Annotated in this window: 15 protein-coding genes; 5 read left to right on the forward strand and 10 right to left on the reverse strand. The window is 67.5% G+C overall.

Annotated features, from left to right (window positions below):
- Positions 1 to 63 precede the first annotated feature (63 nt).
- The 6 genes from ACOMD9_RS16315 to ACOMD9_RS16340 form a co-directional block, all read right to left on the reverse strand.
- The gene (locus ACOMD9_RS16315; protein ID WP_421417073.1) at positions 64 to 1,683 is read right to left on the reverse strand and encodes an alpha-glucosidase family protein; all 1,620 of its coding nucleotides are present in this window, start codon (positions 1,681 to 1,683) and stop codon (positions 64 to 66) included.
- 27 nt (positions 1,684 to 1,710) lie between these two features.
- Complete coding sequence (locus ACOMD9_RS16320) at positions 1,711 to 2,553, reverse strand: carbohydrate ABC transporter permease (RefSeq protein WP_421416998.1); 843 nt, start codon at positions 2,551 to 2,553, stop codon at positions 1,711 to 1,713.
- Positions 2,550 to 3,530, reverse strand: a complete 981-nt coding sequence (locus tag ACOMD9_RS16325) for a carbohydrate ABC transporter permease (protein ID WP_421416999.1) — start codon at positions 3,528 to 3,530, stop codon at positions 2,550 to 2,552. Before ACOMD9_RS16325 ends, ACOMD9_RS16320 begins: the two co-directional genes overlap by 4 nt.
- Before the next feature lie 15 nt (positions 3,531 to 3,545).
- A complete protein-coding gene (locus ACOMD9_RS16330; protein ID WP_421417002.1) occupies positions 3,546 to 4,877 on the reverse strand; it encodes an ABC transporter substrate-binding protein in 1,332 nt (443 codons plus the stop codon).
- A gap of 255 nt (positions 4,878 to 5,132) precedes the next feature.
- The gene (locus ACOMD9_RS16335) at positions 5,133 to 6,059 is read right to left on the reverse strand and encodes a LysO family transporter (protein ID WP_421417004.1); all 927 of its coding nucleotides are present in this window, start codon (positions 6,057 to 6,059) and stop codon (positions 5,133 to 5,135) included.
- A gap of 105 nt (positions 6,060 to 6,164) precedes the next feature.
- The gene (locus tag ACOMD9_RS16340) at positions 6,165 to 6,830 is read right to left on the reverse strand and encodes a hypothetical protein (protein WP_421417006.1); all 666 of its coding nucleotides are present in this window, start codon (positions 6,828 to 6,830) and stop codon (positions 6,165 to 6,167) included.
- A gap of 170 nt (positions 6,831 to 7,000) precedes the next feature.
- On the opposite strand from ACOMD9_RS16340, the gene ACOMD9_RS16345 reads away from it, so the two are divergent.
- Positions 7,001 to 7,558: a DJ-1/PfpI family protein gene (locus tag ACOMD9_RS16345; protein WP_421417007.1), complete on the forward strand. Its 558-nt coding sequence runs from the start codon at positions 7,001 to 7,003 to the stop codon at positions 7,556 to 7,558.
- A 132-nt stretch (positions 7,559 to 7,690) separates the two neighbouring features.
- Here ACOMD9_RS16345 and ACOMD9_RS16350 read toward each other — a convergent pair whose 3' ends face one another.
- From ACOMD9_RS16350 to ehuR, 4 genes are all read right to left on the reverse strand, one after another.
- Positions 7,691 to 9,037 carry a nicotinate phosphoribosyltransferase gene (locus ACOMD9_RS16350; protein ID WP_421417009.1) on the reverse strand — a complete coding sequence of 449 codons (1,347 nt, stop codon included), beginning with the start codon at positions 9,035 to 9,037 and terminating at the stop codon, positions 7,691 to 7,693.
- Positions 9,034 to 9,603, reverse strand: coding sequence for an isochorismatase family protein (locus tag ACOMD9_RS16355; protein WP_421417011.1), 570 nt, complete (start codon positions 9,601 to 9,603; stop codon positions 9,034 to 9,036). The genes ACOMD9_RS16350 and ACOMD9_RS16355 overlap by 4 nt, the downstream gene beginning before the upstream one ends.
- An 86-nt stretch (positions 9,604 to 9,689) precedes the next feature.
- Entirely contained in the window at positions 9,690 to 10,625 is a 936-nt protein-coding gene (locus tag ACOMD9_RS16360; RefSeq protein ID WP_421417013.1) for a 2-hydroxyacid dehydrogenase, read from the reverse strand.
- A gap of 27 nt (positions 10,626 to 10,652) precedes the next feature.
- Positions 10,653 to 12,059, reverse strand: a complete 1,407-nt coding sequence (ehuR, locus tag ACOMD9_RS16365) for a MocR-like ectoine utilization transcription factor EhuR (RefSeq protein ID WP_421417014.1) — start codon at positions 12,057 to 12,059, stop codon at positions 10,653 to 10,655.
- Between the two features lie 211 nt (positions 12,060 to 12,270).
- Here ehuR and doeA point away from each other — a divergent pair, with 211 nt between their 5' ends.
- From doeA to ACOMD9_RS16385, 4 genes are all read left to right on the forward strand, one after another.
- On the forward strand, positions 12,271 to 13,470 hold the full coding sequence (gene doeA, locus ACOMD9_RS16370; RefSeq protein WP_421417016.1) for an ectoine hydrolase DoeA: 1,200 nt from the start codon (positions 12,271 to 12,273) through the stop codon (positions 13,468 to 13,470).
- A gap of 190 nt (positions 13,471 to 13,660) precedes the next feature.
- Positions 13,661 to 14,674, forward strand: coding sequence for a N(2)-acetyl-L-2,4-diaminobutanoate deacetylase DoeB (gene doeB / locus ACOMD9_RS16375; RefSeq protein WP_421417017.1), 1,014 nt, complete (start codon positions 13,661 to 13,663; stop codon positions 14,672 to 14,674).
- A gap of 32 nt (positions 14,675 to 14,706) precedes the next feature.
- A complete protein-coding gene (locus ACOMD9_RS16380) occupies positions 14,707 to 15,180 on the forward strand; it encodes an Lrp/AsnC family transcriptional regulator (RefSeq protein ID WP_421417018.1) in 474 nt (157 codons plus the stop codon).
- A gap of 227 nt (positions 15,181 to 15,407) precedes the next feature.
- On the forward strand, positions 15,408 to 16,277 hold the full coding sequence (locus ACOMD9_RS16385) for a carbon-nitrogen hydrolase family protein (protein WP_421417019.1): 870 nt from the start codon (positions 15,408 to 15,410) through the stop codon (positions 16,275 to 16,277).
- The last annotated feature ends 37 nt before the right edge of the window (positions 16,278 to 16,314 follow it).

Below are 16,314 nucleotides of genomic sequence, written 5' to 3' on the forward strand. Positions count from 1 at the left end.
CGGTGATGAAGAGGCTCGCCGCGGGCTGGCCTGGTTGTTATGAGTAGCTGTTATGAGTGTGGCTCAAAGGGCGAACCAGGCGGCCTGGTAGGGTGGCAGGCGCAGGACGTCGCCATCGCGCTCATGAGTAAAGCCGTGCCCCTCGAGTGTCTCGCTGGCCGCCATCGGCAGGCGAGTCTCCCGGGCCTGACCGGTGAGGTTGAAGACGCAGAGGAGCCTCTCCTCGCCCGTCTCGCGGACGAAACCGAGCAGCTCGTCGCCCACCTCGACCAGTCGCAGGTCGCCGTCGACCAGCGCCGGATGGGTGGCGCGGAAGGCCAGCAGGCGGCGGGTGGCGTTGAGCACCGAGTCCGCATCGTCCTGCTGTCGGGCCACGGCCAGCGGCAGCTGGCGCGCCTCCACCGGCAGCCAGGGCTCGACGCCCGCGGCGGTGAAGCCGCCGTTCCCGGTGGGCTCCCAGGGCATGGGTGTGCGACAGCCGTCGCGGCCCTTGAACTCCGGCCACAGCACCTTGCCGTAGGGGTCCTGGATGCGCTCGAAGGGCACGTCCGCCTCGGGCAGGCCCAGCTCCTCGCCCTGATAGAGGCAGACACTGCCGCGCAGCGAGAAGAGCAGGGCGAGGGCCACCTTGGGATAGGCGACCGGGTCCTCGTCCGCGCCCCAGCGGGTGGCGCTGCGTACCACGTCGTGGTTGGAGAGCGCCCAGCAGGGCCAGGCGTCGCCGGCCAGGCGCTGGAAGCGCTCGATCACCTCGCGGATATAGGCCGCCGAACGAGGGGCGTTGAGCAGGTCGAAGGTATAGGCCATGTGCAGCTTGTCGCCGCCCGCGGTGTACTCGGCCATGCGCTCGAGGGGGTTGTCGTCGCCGATCTCGCCCACCGTGGTGGTGCCGGGGAACTCGTCCATCAGGGCGCGCAGCTCCTTGAGGAAGTCGAGGTTCTCCGGGCGGCTCAGGTCATGGGCGTGGCGCTGCCAGGTGTAGGGGTTGGCGTCCGGGGCGCCCAGGGTCTTGGCCTCGCCGGAGGGCACCGGCGGGTTGTCGCGAAGCGCCTGGTCATGGAAGTAGAAGTTGACGGTATCCAGGCGGAAGCCGTCGACGCCCAGCTCCAGCCAGAAGCGCATGTTGTCCAGCTGCGCCTGGCGCACCTCAGGATGGTGGAAGTTGAGGTCCGGCTGGCTGGTCAGGAAGTTGTGCAGGTAGTACTGGCGCCGGCGCGAGTCGAAGGTCCAGGCGGCGCCGCCGAAGATCGACAGCCAGTTGTTGGGCGGGGTGCCGTCGGGCCTGGGATCGGCCCAGACGTACCAGTCGGCCTTGGCATTGGTGTGGTCCTGCCGGCTCTCCTGGAACCAGGGGTGCTGATCCGAGGTGTGGCTGATCACCTGGTCGATCATCACCTTGAGGCCCAGCGCATGGGCCCGGGCCAGCAGCGCCTTGAAGTCGTCGAGGGTGCCGAACATCGGGTCCACGTCGCGGTAGTCGCTGACATCGTAGCCGAAGTCGAGCATCGGCGAGGTGAAGAAGGGCGACAGCCAGATGCCGTCGACGCCGAGGCTCGCCACATGGTCGAGCTTGTCGGTGATGCCCTTGAGGTCGCCGATGCCGTCGCCGTTGGCGTCCATGAAGCTGCGCGGGTAGATCTGGTAGATGACGCCGCCGCGCCACCAGAGGGTGTTGTCCTGCATCTTGGGTTCCATGAATGACATGAGCGGTTATCCCTTCACGGCGCCGGCGGTGAGGCCGGAGACGATGCGCCGCTGGAAGATGATCACCAGCACCACCAGGGGCACGGTGACGATCACCGAGGCGGCCATGATCGGCCCCCAGGGCAGCTCGTAGGCGCTGCCGCCGGAGAGCAGGGCGATGGCCACCGGCACGGTGCGCTGGCTGTCGGTGAGGGTGAAGGTCAGGGCGAACAGGAACTCGTTCCAGGCGGCGATGAAGGCCAGCAGCCCGGTGGTCGCCATGGCCGGCCACATCAGCGGCAGGAACACCTTGGTGATGGTCACCCAGGGGGTGGCGCCGTCCATGATCGCCGCCTCTTCCAGCTCCATGGGCAACTGACGCATGAAGGTGGTCAGCACCCAGACGGTGAAGGGCAGGGTGAAGATGGTGTAGCTCAGTATCAGGCCGCCCGGGTTGTTGTAGAGGTTCAGCGCGCGGATCACCTCGAAGAGGCCGGAGAGCACCGCCACCTGGGGAAACATCGACACGCCCAGGATCACCAGCAGCACCGTGGAACGGCCGCGGAAGCGTACCCGGCCCAGGGCGTAGGAGGCGGTGATACCCAGCAGCAGGGCGATGAACACCACGCTGGTGGCGATCAGGATGGAGTTGAAGATCGCCTGGATGAAGCTGCGCTGGGTGAACACCTGGACATAGTTGGCCAGGCTCCAGGTGCTGGGCCACAGCTCGACCCGGAAGAGGTCGCTGGAGGGCTTGAAGGAGGTGATCACGGCGTAATAGAAGGGGAACACCGCGACGACCATCACGAAGGCCACCAGGGCCCAGAAACCGAGGCGGGTGGCGAGCTTGTTGAACTGGCGCGAGGTCATGCGTCACCTCCCAGGTTGAGGCGCTTACGGCCCAGGTAGAGATAGGCGATGGTGGCCAGGGCGATGATCAGGAACAGCAGGGTCGAGGCGGCGCTGCCGTAGCCCACGTCCTGGAATTCCACCAGTTGCTGGCGGGCGTAGATCGACATCGACATGGTGCTGGTGGAGTTGGAGGTGAGCACATAGATGACGTCGAACACCCGCAGGGCATCGAGCAGACGGAAGATCACCGCCACCATCAGCGCCGGGGTGATCAGCGGCAGGGTGACCTTGAAGAACACCGTGACCGGGTGGATGCCGTCCACCTCGGCGGCCTCGTAGCAGTCCTTGGGCAGCATCTGCATGGCGGCCAGCGCCAGCAGGGCGACGAAGGGGGTGGTCTTCCAGACGTCGACCATGATCACCGCCCACATGGAGTAGCTGGCGTCGGCGGTCCAGGCGATGGGGCTGCCGATGATGCCCAGCGCCATCAGGATCTCGTTGATGATCCCGAACTGGTCGTTGAGCATCCAGGCCCACATCTGCGCCGAGACGATGGTGGGGATCGCCCAGGGGATCAGCACCGCGGCGCGCACCAGGGTACGGCCCTTGAACTCGGCGTTGAGGATCAGCGCGACGACCACCCCGAACACCACCTCCAGCGACACCGAGACGATGGCGAAGTAGAAGGTGTTCCATACCGACCGCCACCAGATGGGATCGGCGAGCACGCCGTACCAGCGGCCGTCGTCGTAGACCAGGTAGTTCTCCAGGCCGATGAAGAAGACGTTGCCGAGGTCCGACAGCGAGGCATCGGTGAAGCTGAAGTAGAAGGTGCGGATCAGCGGCCAGCCGGCTACCAGGGTCAGGGCGACGAGCATCGGCGCCAGGAAGGTCCAGGCGGCGCGCACCCGCTGGCGGCGTACCTTGGTGCTGCGGTACTGGCCGGAGACGGGGCGCGCCGCGGCGGGCGCGCTGTCGTTGACGGTAGAGGTCATGGGAAGGCTCCCGGGTTACCAGTTGCGGCGCTTGACGCGAGACAGGTCGCGCTCGAGGTCGGCCACGGCCTGCTCGCCGCTGCGGCTGCCGGAGAGCACGTCATGGGTGGCGCTGAAGAAGGCGTTGCTGACCCGGCCGTAGGCGTCGCCGGTGATCGCCGAGGGCCGGGCCACGGCGTTGACGAAGGTGTCGTAGAGCTCACCGAAGAAGGGCACTGCCTCGAGCACCGCCTCGTCCTGGTAGAGGGCCTCGAGGGTCGGATTGTAGGCACCGGCGATGGCGCGGCGCTTCTGCTCGTCCTGGCCGGTCAGGAAGGCCACTAGGTCGACGGCCAGCTCGGGGTTCTCGCTGTAGCGGGAGACCGCCAGGTTCCAGCCGCCGAGGCCCGCGGCGCTTCTGTTCTCGCCGCCCGAAGCCGCGGCGCTCTGGCTCTCGCCGCCCGAAGGCGCGGCGCCTTGGCCCTCGCCCCCCGCCGGCAGCTGGGTCACGCCCACCCTGTCGCGCACCTCGCTGCCCTCGCTCTGGGCCAGGGACCAGGCATAGGGCCAGTTGCGCATGAACACGGCATTGCCGCCCTGGAAGACCCCGCGGGCCTCCTCCTCGGTGTAGTTGAGGACCCCGTCGGGGGCGATGTCGCCGACCCAGCTGGCCGCCAGGTCAAGCGCTGCCGCGGCGCGGGGGTTGTTGATGCTGATCTCGCCGTCGGGCTCCACCAGGGCGCCGCCGCCGTGGCTGGCCACCCACTCCAGGGCGTTGACGGTCAGGCCCTCGTAGGCGCGGCCCTGGAAGACGAAACCGTGCATGCGCTCGTTGCCGGCCTCGCGCTCGGCGGCCTGGATCTCGCGGGCGATCTCGGTGAGCGCCTCCCAGGTCCGGGGCGGCTCATGGCCGTATTCCTCGAGCAGGTCCTTGCGGTAGTAGAGCACCCCGGCGTCGGTGAACCAGGGCATCGCCACCAGGCGGCCATCGACGGTGTTGTTCTCGACGATGGCGGGGAAGTGCCCCTCGCCGGCCTCGTCACCCAGCGCCTCGCGCAGGTCGAGCAGGTGGTTGGCCAGCAGGCCCGGCCACACCACGTCGATCTGCATCACGTCGATGTCGCTGGAGTTGGCGGAGAGGATCTGCTGGTAGAGCGACAGGCGCTCGGTGGAGGAGTTGGGGGTGGAGACGATATCGACCTCGTGGCCGGTCTGCTCCTCCCAGGCGCGCACGCCCTCCTCGCAGAGGGTCAGTTCGGCGCCGACGGCGCCGCAGGAGATGGTCAGGTCCGCCGCCTGGGCGTGGCCGGTGCCGGTCAGGGCCGCGGAACCCAGGGCGATGGCGGTGATGAGTGGCGTCTTGAGCATGGTGGAATCCTCGTCGGCTTGTTGTTGTGAGCTGGGAGTGTCGGTGGAGTCGGTGATTCTGTGAACTTAAACGATTAAGTTCAATGCGCTCAGTTAGCCGTTTCGTGGGGCGGAGTACAACCTAGACTTTTGGCTAACGAGCTACGAGCTACGAGCTACGAGCTACGAGCTACGAGCTACGAGCTACGAGCTACGAGCTACGGTTCGTGGGTGAAGCGCGGAGGCCACCGGCGGTGGACGGTCGGGCACGGCCGGTCACAGGGAGAGAAAGAACAGGATCAACGGCGGCGAGAGCAGCGAGAGGATGAAGCCGCTGACCACGGCGATGGGCACGCAGGCCACCCCGCCGTGCTGCTGTATGACCGGCAGGGTGAAGTCCATGGAGGTCGCGCCGCCATAGCCGATGGCCAGGGCCGCATGGCGGCGGATCACCAGCGGGATCAGCACGAAGGCGAGCAGTTCGCGTGTCAGATCATGGAAGAAGGCGACCCCGCCGAGCAAGGGGCCGAGCTGGTCGCCGATCAGGATGGCCGAAAGTGAATACCAGCCGAAGCCGGCGGCCATGGCCAGCCCCTGGTTCCAGGCCATTCCCAGCAGGGGGGCGACCAGCAGGCCGCCGGCGAGGGAGGTCAGGGCGAGTACCGTCGCGATGGCCAGGCCATGGCGGTTGAGCAGGATCTGGCGTAACGGCATGCCGGAGTTGCGCAGCTGGCAGCCGATCAGCGCCAGCAGGACATGGAGCACCCATTCGGCGAGGGTCTCGGCCTGCGTGTACAGGGCCTCGCCGGCGTACTGCCCGGCCCCCAGGCCGAGCAGTACGCCCAGCACCACCACCGCGACCAGCGACAGCGAGCCGGCCATGGCAGCGAGCTTGCTGGTGGGCGCGCCGGGCACGGTCCGGGAGGGATCGGCACGCAGGCCGAGCCGGTTCGACAGCCACCACAGGCCGGCCAGGTTGAAGATGCCGATGACACCGACCAGCAGCAGGGCCTGGCCGCCCATGCGCGACAGCTCGCGGGCCAGGTCGTCGAGGCCGGCCAGGCTGACCCCCATCAGCAGCAGGATGACATAGACCGAGGCGTTGACGCCGCGATTGATCAGGCTCATCAGGCCGGCATGGGAAACCGGCACCAGGTAGCCCAGTATCAGCGGCATCAGCACGATCAGCAGACCGGACAGCATAGAGACTCCCTTCTCCGCCGACGGCGGCCAAAAGCCCCCTACTCTAGTGAATCCCGGGGTGCCGGGGAATGGCTTTTCCCGAATGGGGGATCAGCGGGCCGAATGTCAGTCGCGCAGGGCAAGCTCGGTCAGTGACAGTCGGCTCTTGCGCTGGCCGTCACGGTGGTACTCCACTGCCAGCAGCAGGCCGGGCACCTCGGGATGGAAGCTGAACAGCAGTCGGCGCCCCGGAGCGTCGGGATCGATGGCCTCCACCCTGACGGCCTCGAACTCCCCGGCGGGCACCTCGAGCGGCTCGCGGTCGAGGATCCGGTAGTCGAGCTGTTCCCGGCGGCCGCGGTGGTCCAGATAGGTCAGCCGACAACGGCTCGGCGGCTGGCAATCGCCATTCAGCGCGCGCCGCGAAAGCTCGAAGAGGGCCGCCTGCCGGTCCGGCCGCTCGGCCAGCTCGTCACTACCGAGGCGGTAGTCGCCACCGATACCCAGCAACGAGTAGCCACTGGCATAGTTCACCGAGCGGACCCCTTCCGGCGAGATGATGAAACGGCTGCGCTCGCTGCCTCTTGCCACGGCAATGGCGGCCTGCATCCGGCTCTGCCAGTGTCCGCTTTCCCGGCTCAGGCGGTGGGCGATCATGGCATCCGGCCAACCGCGGATCTCGAGTCGATAGCTGGCCTCGAAGGGCCGGGCCGGCATCCACTCGGCCCGGGTGATCCCCGGCATCAGCAGGAGCAGGGTGAGCAGCAGGATCGCCAGGTCGGGTCGACGCATGGTGGCCTCGCGGCAAGGAAGTGAAGGAAAGGGGACGACAGGCGTGTGAGCCCCGGGACCGCGTCGGGGTTCCCCGGTGTCCCTGGCGGGCGGCATGTTCGGCGGGCTGCTACGCTTTCGTCAGCGGGTCGCGACAGCTTCGTCTCGACCGTTCATCGAGGAGATTTCCCATGGCCAGACTCTTGCTGATTGCCGGTGACTTCGTCGAGGATTACGAGATCATGGTGCCCTTCCAGGCGCTGCAGGCCATGGGCCACGATGTCGATGCGGTCTGCCCCGAGAAGCGCGAGGGGGACAAGGTCCGCACCGCCATCCATGACTTCGAGGGCGATCAGACCTACAGCGAGAAGCCGGGGCACGATTTCACGCTCAATGCCACCTTCGCCGAGGTCGAGGTCGCCGACTACGATGGTCTGGTGATACCGGGGGGACGTGCCCCGGAGTACCTGCGTCTCGACGACCGGGTGCTGGAGATGGTTCGCCACTTCTTCGAGCATGACAAGCCGATCGCCTCGATCTGTCATGGTGCCCAGCTGCTGGCGGCGGCGGTGTCGCTGGAGGGGCATCGGGTCTCGGCCTACCCCGCCTGTGCGCCGGAGGTGCGCCTGGCCGGTGGCGACTATGCCGAGATCGAGGTCGACCAGACCGTGGCCAGCGGCAAGCTGGTCACGGCCCCCGCCTGGCCGGCCCATCCGGCCTGGCTCAAGCGGTTCAATGCCATGCTGTAGTACCGCGGTCCGCCTGCCTCGCGGCGAGGCAGTGCCTTGCCGGTGGCCCCGATATCTCGCATGGTGCACGCCTTGACGGACGCATTCGCCGCCCGTCGCCTGGCGGCGCCAGGGTCGTGCTGGCCTGGCGGCTCAGGTCTCCGACTGCAGGCGCCGCAGGCCCTCGCTGAGCTCGACCGGATAGCGGGTCTCGCCCGGGGCGAGCAGTCGCAGCTCGACGGGCAGGTGCTCCAGGCAGGCCGCCACCCGTTCCCTGGCCTGGTCCGCCCTCGCCATTTCCGCGTCGTCGAGCCGTCCCGCCTGCACCAGCGGCACCAGCAGCGGTTCCCCATCGTCGATGGGCTCGTCACGCAGCGCGATCAGGTCCCCGGCGTAGCGCCCCTCGGCATCGCGGCGCCGATAGAGCTGCTTGCGACAGGGCAGGTTGATCTTGCCGGGCGAGTGCTTGACCCGGGGTGTGCCGGCATACTCCACCAGCTTGTAGGAGAGGTCGATGACCGGGGCGTCGGCGGCCACGCCCATCTGGGTGCCCACCCCGAAGGCATCGATGGGGGCGCCGTCCTCGAGCAGGGTGTCGATCTGGTGCTCGTCGAGCCCGCTGCTGGCGACGATGCTCACGTCGGGATGGCCGGCCTCGTCCAGCAGCGCCCGGGCTCCTTTCGCCAGCTCGCCCAGGTCGCCGGAGTCGAGCCGGATGGCACTGACGCTCAGCTCGGGGTCGTCGCGCATCAGTTCGATCACCTTGTTCACCCCTTCCAGGGTGTCATGGGTGTCCACCAGCAGGGTGGTGCCCGGATAGTGTCGGGCGAAGGCACGGAAGGCTTCCAGCTCGCTGTCGTGGGCGAGGATGTAGCTGTGGGCCATGGTGCCGTTGAGCGTCAGGTCGTGGCGCAGGCCCCCGAGCACGTTGCTGGTCCCGGCGAGTCCGGCGGTCCGATAGGCGCGTACCCCGCGCACCGCGGCGTCGACACCGTGCATGCGGCGCATGCCGAAGTCCACCACCGGCCGTCCCCGGGCCGCCATCACGATGCGCACCGCCTTGGAGGCCAGCACCGTCTCGAGCTGCACCATATTCATGATCAGGCTCTCCAGCAACTGAGCCTCGGCGATGGGGGCGTCCACCTCCAGCAGTGGTTCGTTCTCGAACACCGGCGTGCCCTCGGGCAGGGTCCAGATGTCGCCAGTGAAGCGCCAGCCGGCGAGCCAGTCGAGGAAGGCGTCGTCGAATTTCCCGGTGTCCGCCAGCCGCGCAAGCGCCGACGTCGTGAAGCGGAGCCGGCTGGCCAGGGCGGCGGCGTGCTGCTGGCCGCAGGCGAGCATGAAGCGCCGGGTCGGCGGCAGCTTGCGGAAGTAGAGGCTGAAAGTGGCCCGCTCCTGCATCTGCTCCTTCCAGTAGGCCTGGAGCATGGTGAGCTGGTAGAGGTCGGTGAGCAGTGCCAGGTCGCTATCATCCACCTGGACGGGAACCGGATCGCTCATGACTGGACCTCGATGCCGGCAGCCTCGAATTCCGCCCGGCAGTCCTCGGCGGCCCCGGGATCCACCGCCGCGCTCAGGTGTTCCAGCAGCAGGGTGTCGAAGCCGGCCTGGCGCGCCTCCAGTGCCGTGGCCCTGACGCAGACGTCCAGGGCCAGCCCGCAGACGATCACCCGCTGGATGTCCTTCTCCTTCAGGTACTCGGCCAGCCCGGTGTCGTCGAAGGCGGAGTAGGCATCGCGGTCGAAGGCCGTGGCCTTGCTGACCCGTATGGTGTCCTCGGGCAGGGTGAGGTCCGGATGGAAGGCGGCACCGCGGGTATCCTGCACGCAGTGGACCGGCCAGGGGCCCCCGCGGTGCTCGAAGCTGACATGGTCGATGGGGTGCCAGTCGCGGGAGGCGACGACCAGGGAACCGGCTCGCCGGGCCGCGTCGACCTCCGCGTTGATGCCCGGCACCAGGGCGGCACCACCGGCCACCGCCAGGGCGCCGCCCTCGCAGAAGTCATTCTGCAGGTCGATGACCAGCAGGGCGTCGTGGGGACCATAGTTGACTCGGGTCGTCATCATGCACCTCCAGGAGGTCGATGGGTCTCACTCCCAGCCTATAGCCTGCATTGCCTTTCTTGTAGGGATGCGATCAAGGTGGCGGAGATTCAATAGCCCGCGCCGGGATCGACGGTGTCCACCGGCTCGCCGGCCTCGAAGGCACGCAGTGTCTCGGCCACCTGGTCCAGGGCCTCCCCGAGCGGGGTGGGGCCGGCCATGTGAGGCGTGACCCAGACCCGTGGGTGAGACCACAGCGGGCTGTCGGCCGGCAGCGGCTCCGTGGGGAAGGCATCGAGGATGGCGCCGCGCAGGCGACCCTCGCTCTCGCCCTCGCCCAGGGCAGCCAGCAGGGCCTGCTCATCGATCAGGGTGCCGCGGCCGGGGTTGATCAGGCTGGCCCCCTCCGGCAGTGCGGCCAGTGCCCGCTCATCGATGAGGTGGCGGGTCTCGCGGGTATCGGGCAGCAGCAGCACCAGGGTTCGCACCCGACCCAGCAGGGCGTCGAGCCCGGCATCACCGTGGTGACAGCTGATGGTGTCGAGCGACTTGGGCGAGCGGCTCCAGCCATGCACCGGGAAGCCGTCGGCGGCGATCGTGGCAGCCACCCTGGCGCCGATGGCACCGAGCCCGAGGACGCCGACCGGCCAGTCGCGCTTGTCGGTCACGGCATGCTCGCGCCACGCCCGGTGCGCCTGCTGACGACGGTAGCGGTCGAAGTCGCGCTGGAAGTGCAGGATGCCGTAGCGCACGTAGTCGCCGATCAGTTCGGCCATGCCGGCATCACGCAGCTTGACGATGGGGACGCCCTCCGGCAGGCCGGGATTGCCCAGCAGGGCATCGACACCGGCCCCCAGGTTGACGATGCCCTTGAGCCGCGTCTGTTCGCGCAGCAACTCGGCGGGGGGCTTCCATGCCGCCAGGTAGTCCACATCTCGACGCGCCTCGGCCGGGGCATCGCTGGTGATGATCTCGGCCCCCGGCAGGCGTTCGGCCAGGGCGTCGCGCCACGTCTCGGCGTCGTCGATATGGAGCAATACGCGCATGTCGGGTCCTTCTGGTGGGTCGTTGCGTCAGTACACGATCTGCATCATGGGTGGTGGGGCCTCGTCGAGCAAGCCGGCCAGCCGGGTCAGCCCCTCGTCGAGCCGGGCGATGTCCGGCTCGGCCCCGAGGCTGACGCGAATGCGCCGCGGCGCCGGGGTCTGCTCCACCATGAAGGGGGCCGCCGTGGTGATGGCCAGCCCTTCCTGTTCGGCATGCTGCTGCAGTTCCTCGGCGCGCCAGGCGCCGGGCAGGGTGATCCACAGGTGCAGGCTGCTGGGGCGCGAGACGAAGGGGTGGTGGCCCAGCAGGCGGTGGGCGAGGCGCTGGCGCTCGCCGAGCAGTTCGCGTTGCTCGCCGGCGAGGGCTTCGACGCTGCCGTCGGCCAGCCACAGGTGGGCGAGCTCGAAGGTCAGCGGGGTGGCCATCCAGGTGGTGGCGCGCATCCGCGGCAGGGTGTGGTGAAGCTGGCCGCGGGGCACCGTCAGGTAGCCCGCTCGCAGCCCCGGCACCGTGACCTTGGTCAGGCTGGTGACATGGAAGCCGAAGTGGGGAATCCGCGCGGTCAGTGGGGTCAGCCCCGGCGCTTCCAGCAGGGCATGGACGTCATCCTCGATCAACCATACGCCATGTCGCTCGAGCACCTCGGCCACGGCATCGCGCCTGGCCTCGCCCATGGTGGCGCCCGTGGGGTTGAGCTGGGTGGGGGTCAGGCAGACGGCACGCGGCTTGAAGCGGCGGCAGGCTATGTCCAGCGCTTCGGGGATCACGCCTTCGTCGTCGATGGTCACGCCGCGCAGCTGGAAACCCAGGGTGCGCGACAGGGCGATCAGGCCATGGTCGGTGAGCGCCTCGGTCAGCACGAGGTCACCGTGCTGGACCACCGTGGAGATCGCCAGCATCAGACCGTGGGCGGCACCGTTGCAGAGGATCAGGTCGTCGACATCGCCCGGCACCCCGAGGCGAGTGGCGAGCCAGGTGCTGGCGCGTTCACGCTGGTGCGGCAGCCCGGCGATCGGCCTGTTGGCGGTGATCACCCCGGGGCTGGCATGCTCCGCCAGCTCGGCCAACGCCTGGCGGAAGCGGAGGTGATGGCCCGGCGGGCAGACCGGGTGGGCGATGGAAAGGTCGATCAGGGGGTGCTCCTGGCGTGGTTCATGACCACGCAGGTAGGCCGACTCCCGGGCATCGTCCAGGGCGTTGATCCAGGTGCCACTGCCGATGCGGGCCTGGACCAGACCCATCTTCTCGGCCTGGGCATAGGCTCGCGACACGGTCTGTACACTGACGCCCAGGGACTCGGCCAGCTGGCGATGGGGAGGCAGCCGAGTGCCAGGTGTGAGGTCTCCCTGGCGGATCGCTTCCGACAGCGCCCGTGCGATGGCCAGGTATTTGGGGCCTGCGTCGGTCAGGTAGGGAGTCAGATCGATTGTCATGATGCAATAAAGCCTTTGACCGCCAGCCAATGAGTGGTGCTAGTATCCGCTCTAGCGGCATTGACTGGCAATTGTCATGCATTGGATTGCAGCTAATCATGACAATTATCATGACGGCATAGCAAGTCTTGCCAGTGCCCGCCCCCCGCGGCCCGGCCCTTCTGGTGGAGACGGCCGGTTATTGGTGATGAGATTCGATGGCGAGTGGCCCATGATCCAGGTTTCCCTGCCTTTCACTCGTGAGGAGTATGCAAGTCGCCTGTGGAAGGTGCGTGCCGAGATGGCCAGCCGTGGCATCGACGTGTTGATCGTCAGCGACCCCTCCAACATGGCCTGGCTGACCGGCTACGACGGCTGGTCCTTCTACGTGCACCAGTGCGTGCTGGTCGGCCTGGAGGGTGAGCCGGTGTGGTACGGCCGACGGATGGATGCCAACGGAGCCCTGCGCACCTGCTGGATCGATCCGGACAACATCACCTACTACCCGGATTACTACGTGCAGAATCCGGACATGCATCCCATGGACTACCTCGCCCAGACCATCCTGCCCGATCGCGGCTGGCACGAGGGTGTGGTGGGCATGGAGATGGACAACTACTACTTCACGGCCAAGGCCTACCAGAGCCTGCTGCGCGAGTTGCCCCACGCGCGCTTCATGGACGCCAACTCCCTGGTCAACTGGTGCCGGGCCATCAAGTCCCCCCAGGAGATCGAGTACATGCGGGTGGCGGCGAAGATCGTCGAGGGCATGCACACGCGGATCCTTGAGGTGATCGAGCCGGGCCTGCCCAAGAGCAAGCTGGTCTCGGAGATCTACCGGGTCGGCATCGAGGGCTGGCGCGACGATCAGGGCAGGATCTACGGCGGCGACTATCCCGCCATCGTGCCCATGCTGCCCACCGGCAGTGATGCCGCCGCCCCCCACCTGACCTGGGATGACACGCCGTTCCGCGAGGGCGAGGGTACCTTCTTCGAGATCGCCGGGGTCTTCAAGCGCTACCATGCGCCGATGTCGCGGACGGTCTTCCTGGGCAGGCCGCCCCAGGAGTTCGTGCGCGCCGAGTCGGCGCTGCTCGAGGGCATCGAGAACGGCCTGGAGGTGGCCAGGCCCGGCAACCGTACCGCGGACATCGCCATGGCGTTGGGTGCGGCCATGGACAAGTACGGCTTCGACCGCGGCGGCGCCCGCTGTGGCTACCCCATCGGCATCAGCTACCCGCCGGACTGGGGCGAGCGCACCATGAGCCTGCGCCCCTCGGACGAGACCATCCTGCAGCCGGGCATGACCTTCCACTTCATGCCGGGCCTGTGGGAGGACGACTGGGGCCTGGAAATCACCGAGAGCATCCTGATCACCGAGACCGGTTGCGAGACCCTGGCCAACTTCCCGCGCCAGCTCTTCGTGCGCTGAGAGAAAGCGGCAACGGCCACAGCGAGGGGCGCCGGGGATAGGCCGGAAGGGAGGTCCTATGCCATGGATGGCATCGGTAGCGCCCAGGGATGGGTTCACAGCGCCTCCCTGATGGTCCGACACATCGGGGCCTATCGCCGGAACAGCCCCGAGCGTTTGTCGGCAAACACAGAACAAGGAGTTTCCAACCATGACCAAGCGTCCCAGCCCCATCAGCGCCACCGTCGATTTCGCCGCCGACGGCGTCCAGCACGGCTTCCTCAAGCTGCCCATCTCCACCGACGAGTCGGCCTGGGGGGCGGTGATGATCCCCGTCACCGTGGTGAAGAACGGCGAGGGGCCCACGGCCCTGCTCACCGGCGGCAACCATGGCGACGAGTACGAGGGCATCACCGCGCTGCTGAAGCTCTCGACCTCGCTCGAGGCCGAGGATGTGCAGGGCCGGGTGATCATCGTACCCATGATGAACGTGCCGGCGGCCATGGCCGGCAAGCGCACCTCGCCCATGGACGGCGGCAACCTCAACCGCAGCTTCCCCGGCGACCCGGACGGTACCGTGACAGAGAAGATCGCCGACTACTTCACGCGGGTGATGGTGCCGATGTGCGACGTGGTGCTCGACCTGCACTCCGGCGGGCGCACCCTGGACATCATCCCCTTCGCCGCCTCCCACGTGCTCGATGACCCGGAGCAGCAGCGCCAGGCCCTGGAGGGTGCCAAGGCCTTCGGCGCCCCCTATGCCATGATGATGTTCGAGCTCGACGCCGCGGCGCTGTTCGACACCGCGGTGGAGAGCCAGGGCAAGGTCTTCGTCGCCACCGAGCTGGGCGGCGGCGGTACCTCCACCCCGGAGAGCCTGGCCATCACCGAGCGCGGTATCCGCAACTTCCTGATCCACTACGGGCTGGTCGACGGCGAGGTGGAGATGCCCGAGGCGCCCCAGGTCTACCTCGACATGCCCGATGCCAGCTGCTACGTGCAGAGCGAGCACAGCGGCCTGCTCGAGCTGACCCTGGCACTCGGCGACAGGGTCGAGAAGGGGCAGGTGATTGCCCGGGTCCATGACATGACCCGCAGCGGCGCCGCGCCGGTGGAGTATCGCGCCGGGCGCGACGGGATCCTGGCCGCGCGGCGTTTCCCGGCGCAGGTCAACATGGGAGACACCATTGCGGTGATCGCCGAAGTCGTCGATTCGCTGGGCTGAACGGGCCCGCCACATTCAGGAACAGGAAACGCATGAAGCTCGATCGCTATGACCTGAAGATTCTCGAGATCCTCTCCCGGGATGGACGCATCACCAAGTCGAAGCTGGCCGAGGCGATCAATCTCTCGGTCAGTCCCTGCTGGGAGCGGGTACGGCGGCTGGAAAAGGCCGGTATCATCGAGGGGTACAGCGCCAGGATCAATGCCGATGTCCTCCTGCGGCGCACGCCGGTATGGGTGCAGATCGAACTCAAGGCTCACAACGCCGAGAGCTTCGCCCGTTTCGAGGCGCTGGTCCAGGAGACACCGGAAGTCACCGAATGCGTGGCGGTAGGGGGTGGGGTGGACTACCTGATCAAGGTCGAGGCAGAGTCCATCGACGCCTACCAGCGGCTCATCGATGCCTGGCTGACCGGTGATGTCGGCATCGAGCGCTACTTCACCTATATCGTCACCAAGTCGGTGAAACGCCCCTCGCCGGGTTTCGACCCCGGCGACTTCGCGTGAGGCCATGGGCCCACGGGGCCATCCCCGTGGTGGATCTGGCCAGCGAAACCCCAGCGTTGATTTCACGTCGACGGATTCTGTCTTAAGCTTGAGCGTGAGGGTTGAGCATCGGCTCACCCATGCCGGGCGATCCCGCCGGCGTGCTTCCCGATGGTGCCGGCCATGTTTGTTGGATAGTTGACAGCGCCCTGGAAGTGTTCGAGATCGCCTGACGCAGAGAGATGCCCATGTCCTATTTCACGATTGCCGGGGTTCAGATGTATGCGCTGCACCACGGCGACAATACCGAGGCCATGCGCCACCGGATCGACGTGCTGATGAGCCGTTTCCCCCAGGTGCAGATGGTCGTCTTCAGCGAGCTGATGCCCATGGGGGCCTCGCCGCACCATGCAGAGCCGATGCCCAGCAACGCCGAGGCGCTGTTCTGCCAGATCGCCGAGCAGCACCGCATCTGGCTGGTTCCGGGCTCGATGTTCGAGCAGGAGGGTGACCGGGTCTACAACACCCTCTCGGTGATCAATCCCCACGGCCAGGTCGTGGCCCGCTACCGCAAGATGTTCCCCTTCCGTCCCTACGAGGCCGGGGTGGAGAGCGGCAGCGAGTTCGTCGCCTTCGATGTGCCCAACGTGGGGCGCTTCGGGGTGTCGATCTGCTACGACATGTGGTTTCCCGAGACCACCCGGACCCTGGCCGCCATGGGGGCCGAGGTGATCCTGCACCCCACCATGACCGACACCATCGACCGCGACATCGAACTTTCCATCGCCCGTACCAATGCCGCGGTCAACCAGTGCTACTTCTTCGACATCAACGGCGCCGGCGCCATCGGCAACGGCCGTTCCATCGTGGTCGGCCCCTCGGGTGACGTCATTCACCAGGCCGGTACCGGCGAGGAGGTCATGCCCATCGAGGTCGACCTCAACCGGGTGCGTCGCGAGCGCGAGACCGGGCTACGCGGCCTCGGCCAGCCGTTGAAGAGTTTTCGTGACCGTCGTGTCGACTTCTCGGTGTACCGCCACGAGACCGGATCGACCCCCTTCCTCGATACCCTGGGGCCACTGGCCAAGCCGGTTCGCGCCGACGTCGAGGAGTACTGACCCCGCCGCGGGCGGCGCAGCCGACGAGGAGATCCCA

The sequence above is a fragment of the Halomonas terrestris genome (genome assembly GCF_049166755.1).
GTDB lineage: Bacteria > Pseudomonadota > Gammaproteobacteria > Pseudomonadales > Halomonadaceae > Halomonas.

Bases quoted from the DNA above. Each gene is read 5' to 3' on its own strand.
- ACOMD9_RS16315 (WP_421417073.1), bottom strand. From the start codon at position 1,683: ATGCAGGACAACACCCTCTGGTGGCGCGGCGGCGTCATCTACCAGATC.
- ACOMD9_RS16320 (WP_421416998.1), bottom strand. From the start codon at position 2,553: ATGACCTCGCGCCAGTTCAACAAGCTCGCCACCCGCCTCGGTTTCTGG.
- ACOMD9_RS16325 (WP_421416999.1), bottom strand. From the start codon at position 3,530: ATGACCTCTACCGTCAACGACAGCGCGCCCGCCGCGGCGCGCCCCGTC.
- ACOMD9_RS16330 (WP_421417002.1), bottom strand. From the start codon at position 4,877: ATGCTCAAGACGCCACTCATCACCGCCATCGCCCTGGGTTCCGCGGCC.
- ACOMD9_RS16335 (WP_421417004.1), bottom strand. From the start codon at position 6,059: ATGCTGTCCGGTCTGCTGATCGTGCTGATGCCGCTGATACTGGGCTAC.
- ACOMD9_RS16340 (WP_421417006.1), bottom strand. From the start codon at position 6,830: ATGCGTCGACCCGACCTGGCGATCCTGCTGCTCACCCTGCTCCTGCTG.
- ACOMD9_RS16345 (WP_421417007.1), top strand. From the start codon at position 7,001: ATGGCCAGACTCTTGCTGATTGCCGGTGACTTCGTCGAGGATTACGAG.
- ACOMD9_RS16350 (WP_421417009.1), bottom strand. From the start codon at position 9,037: ATGAGCGATCCGGTTCCCGTCCAGGTGGATGATAGCGACCTGGCACTG.
- ACOMD9_RS16355 (WP_421417011.1), bottom strand. From the start codon at position 9,603: ATGATGACGACCCGAGTCAACTATGGTCCCCACGACGCCCTGCTGGTC.
- ACOMD9_RS16360 (WP_421417013.1), bottom strand. From the start codon at position 10,625: ATGCGCGTATTGCTCCATATCGACGACGCCGAGACGTGGCGCGACGCC.
- ehuR (WP_421417014.1), bottom strand. From the start codon at position 12,059: ATGACAATCGATCTGACTCCCTACCTGACCGACGCAGGCCCCAAATAC.
- doeA (WP_421417016.1), top strand. From the start codon at position 12,271: ATGATCCAGGTTTCCCTGCCTTTCACTCGTGAGGAGTATGCAAGTCGC.
- doeB (WP_421417017.1), top strand. From the start codon at position 13,661: ATGACCAAGCGTCCCAGCCCCATCAGCGCCACCGTCGATTTCGCCGCC.
- ACOMD9_RS16380 (WP_421417018.1), top strand. From the start codon at position 14,707: ATGAAGCTCGATCGCTATGACCTGAAGATTCTCGAGATCCTCTCCCGG.
- ACOMD9_RS16385 (WP_421417019.1), top strand. From the start codon at position 15,408: ATGTCCTATTTCACGATTGCCGGGGTTCAGATGTATGCGCTGCACCAC.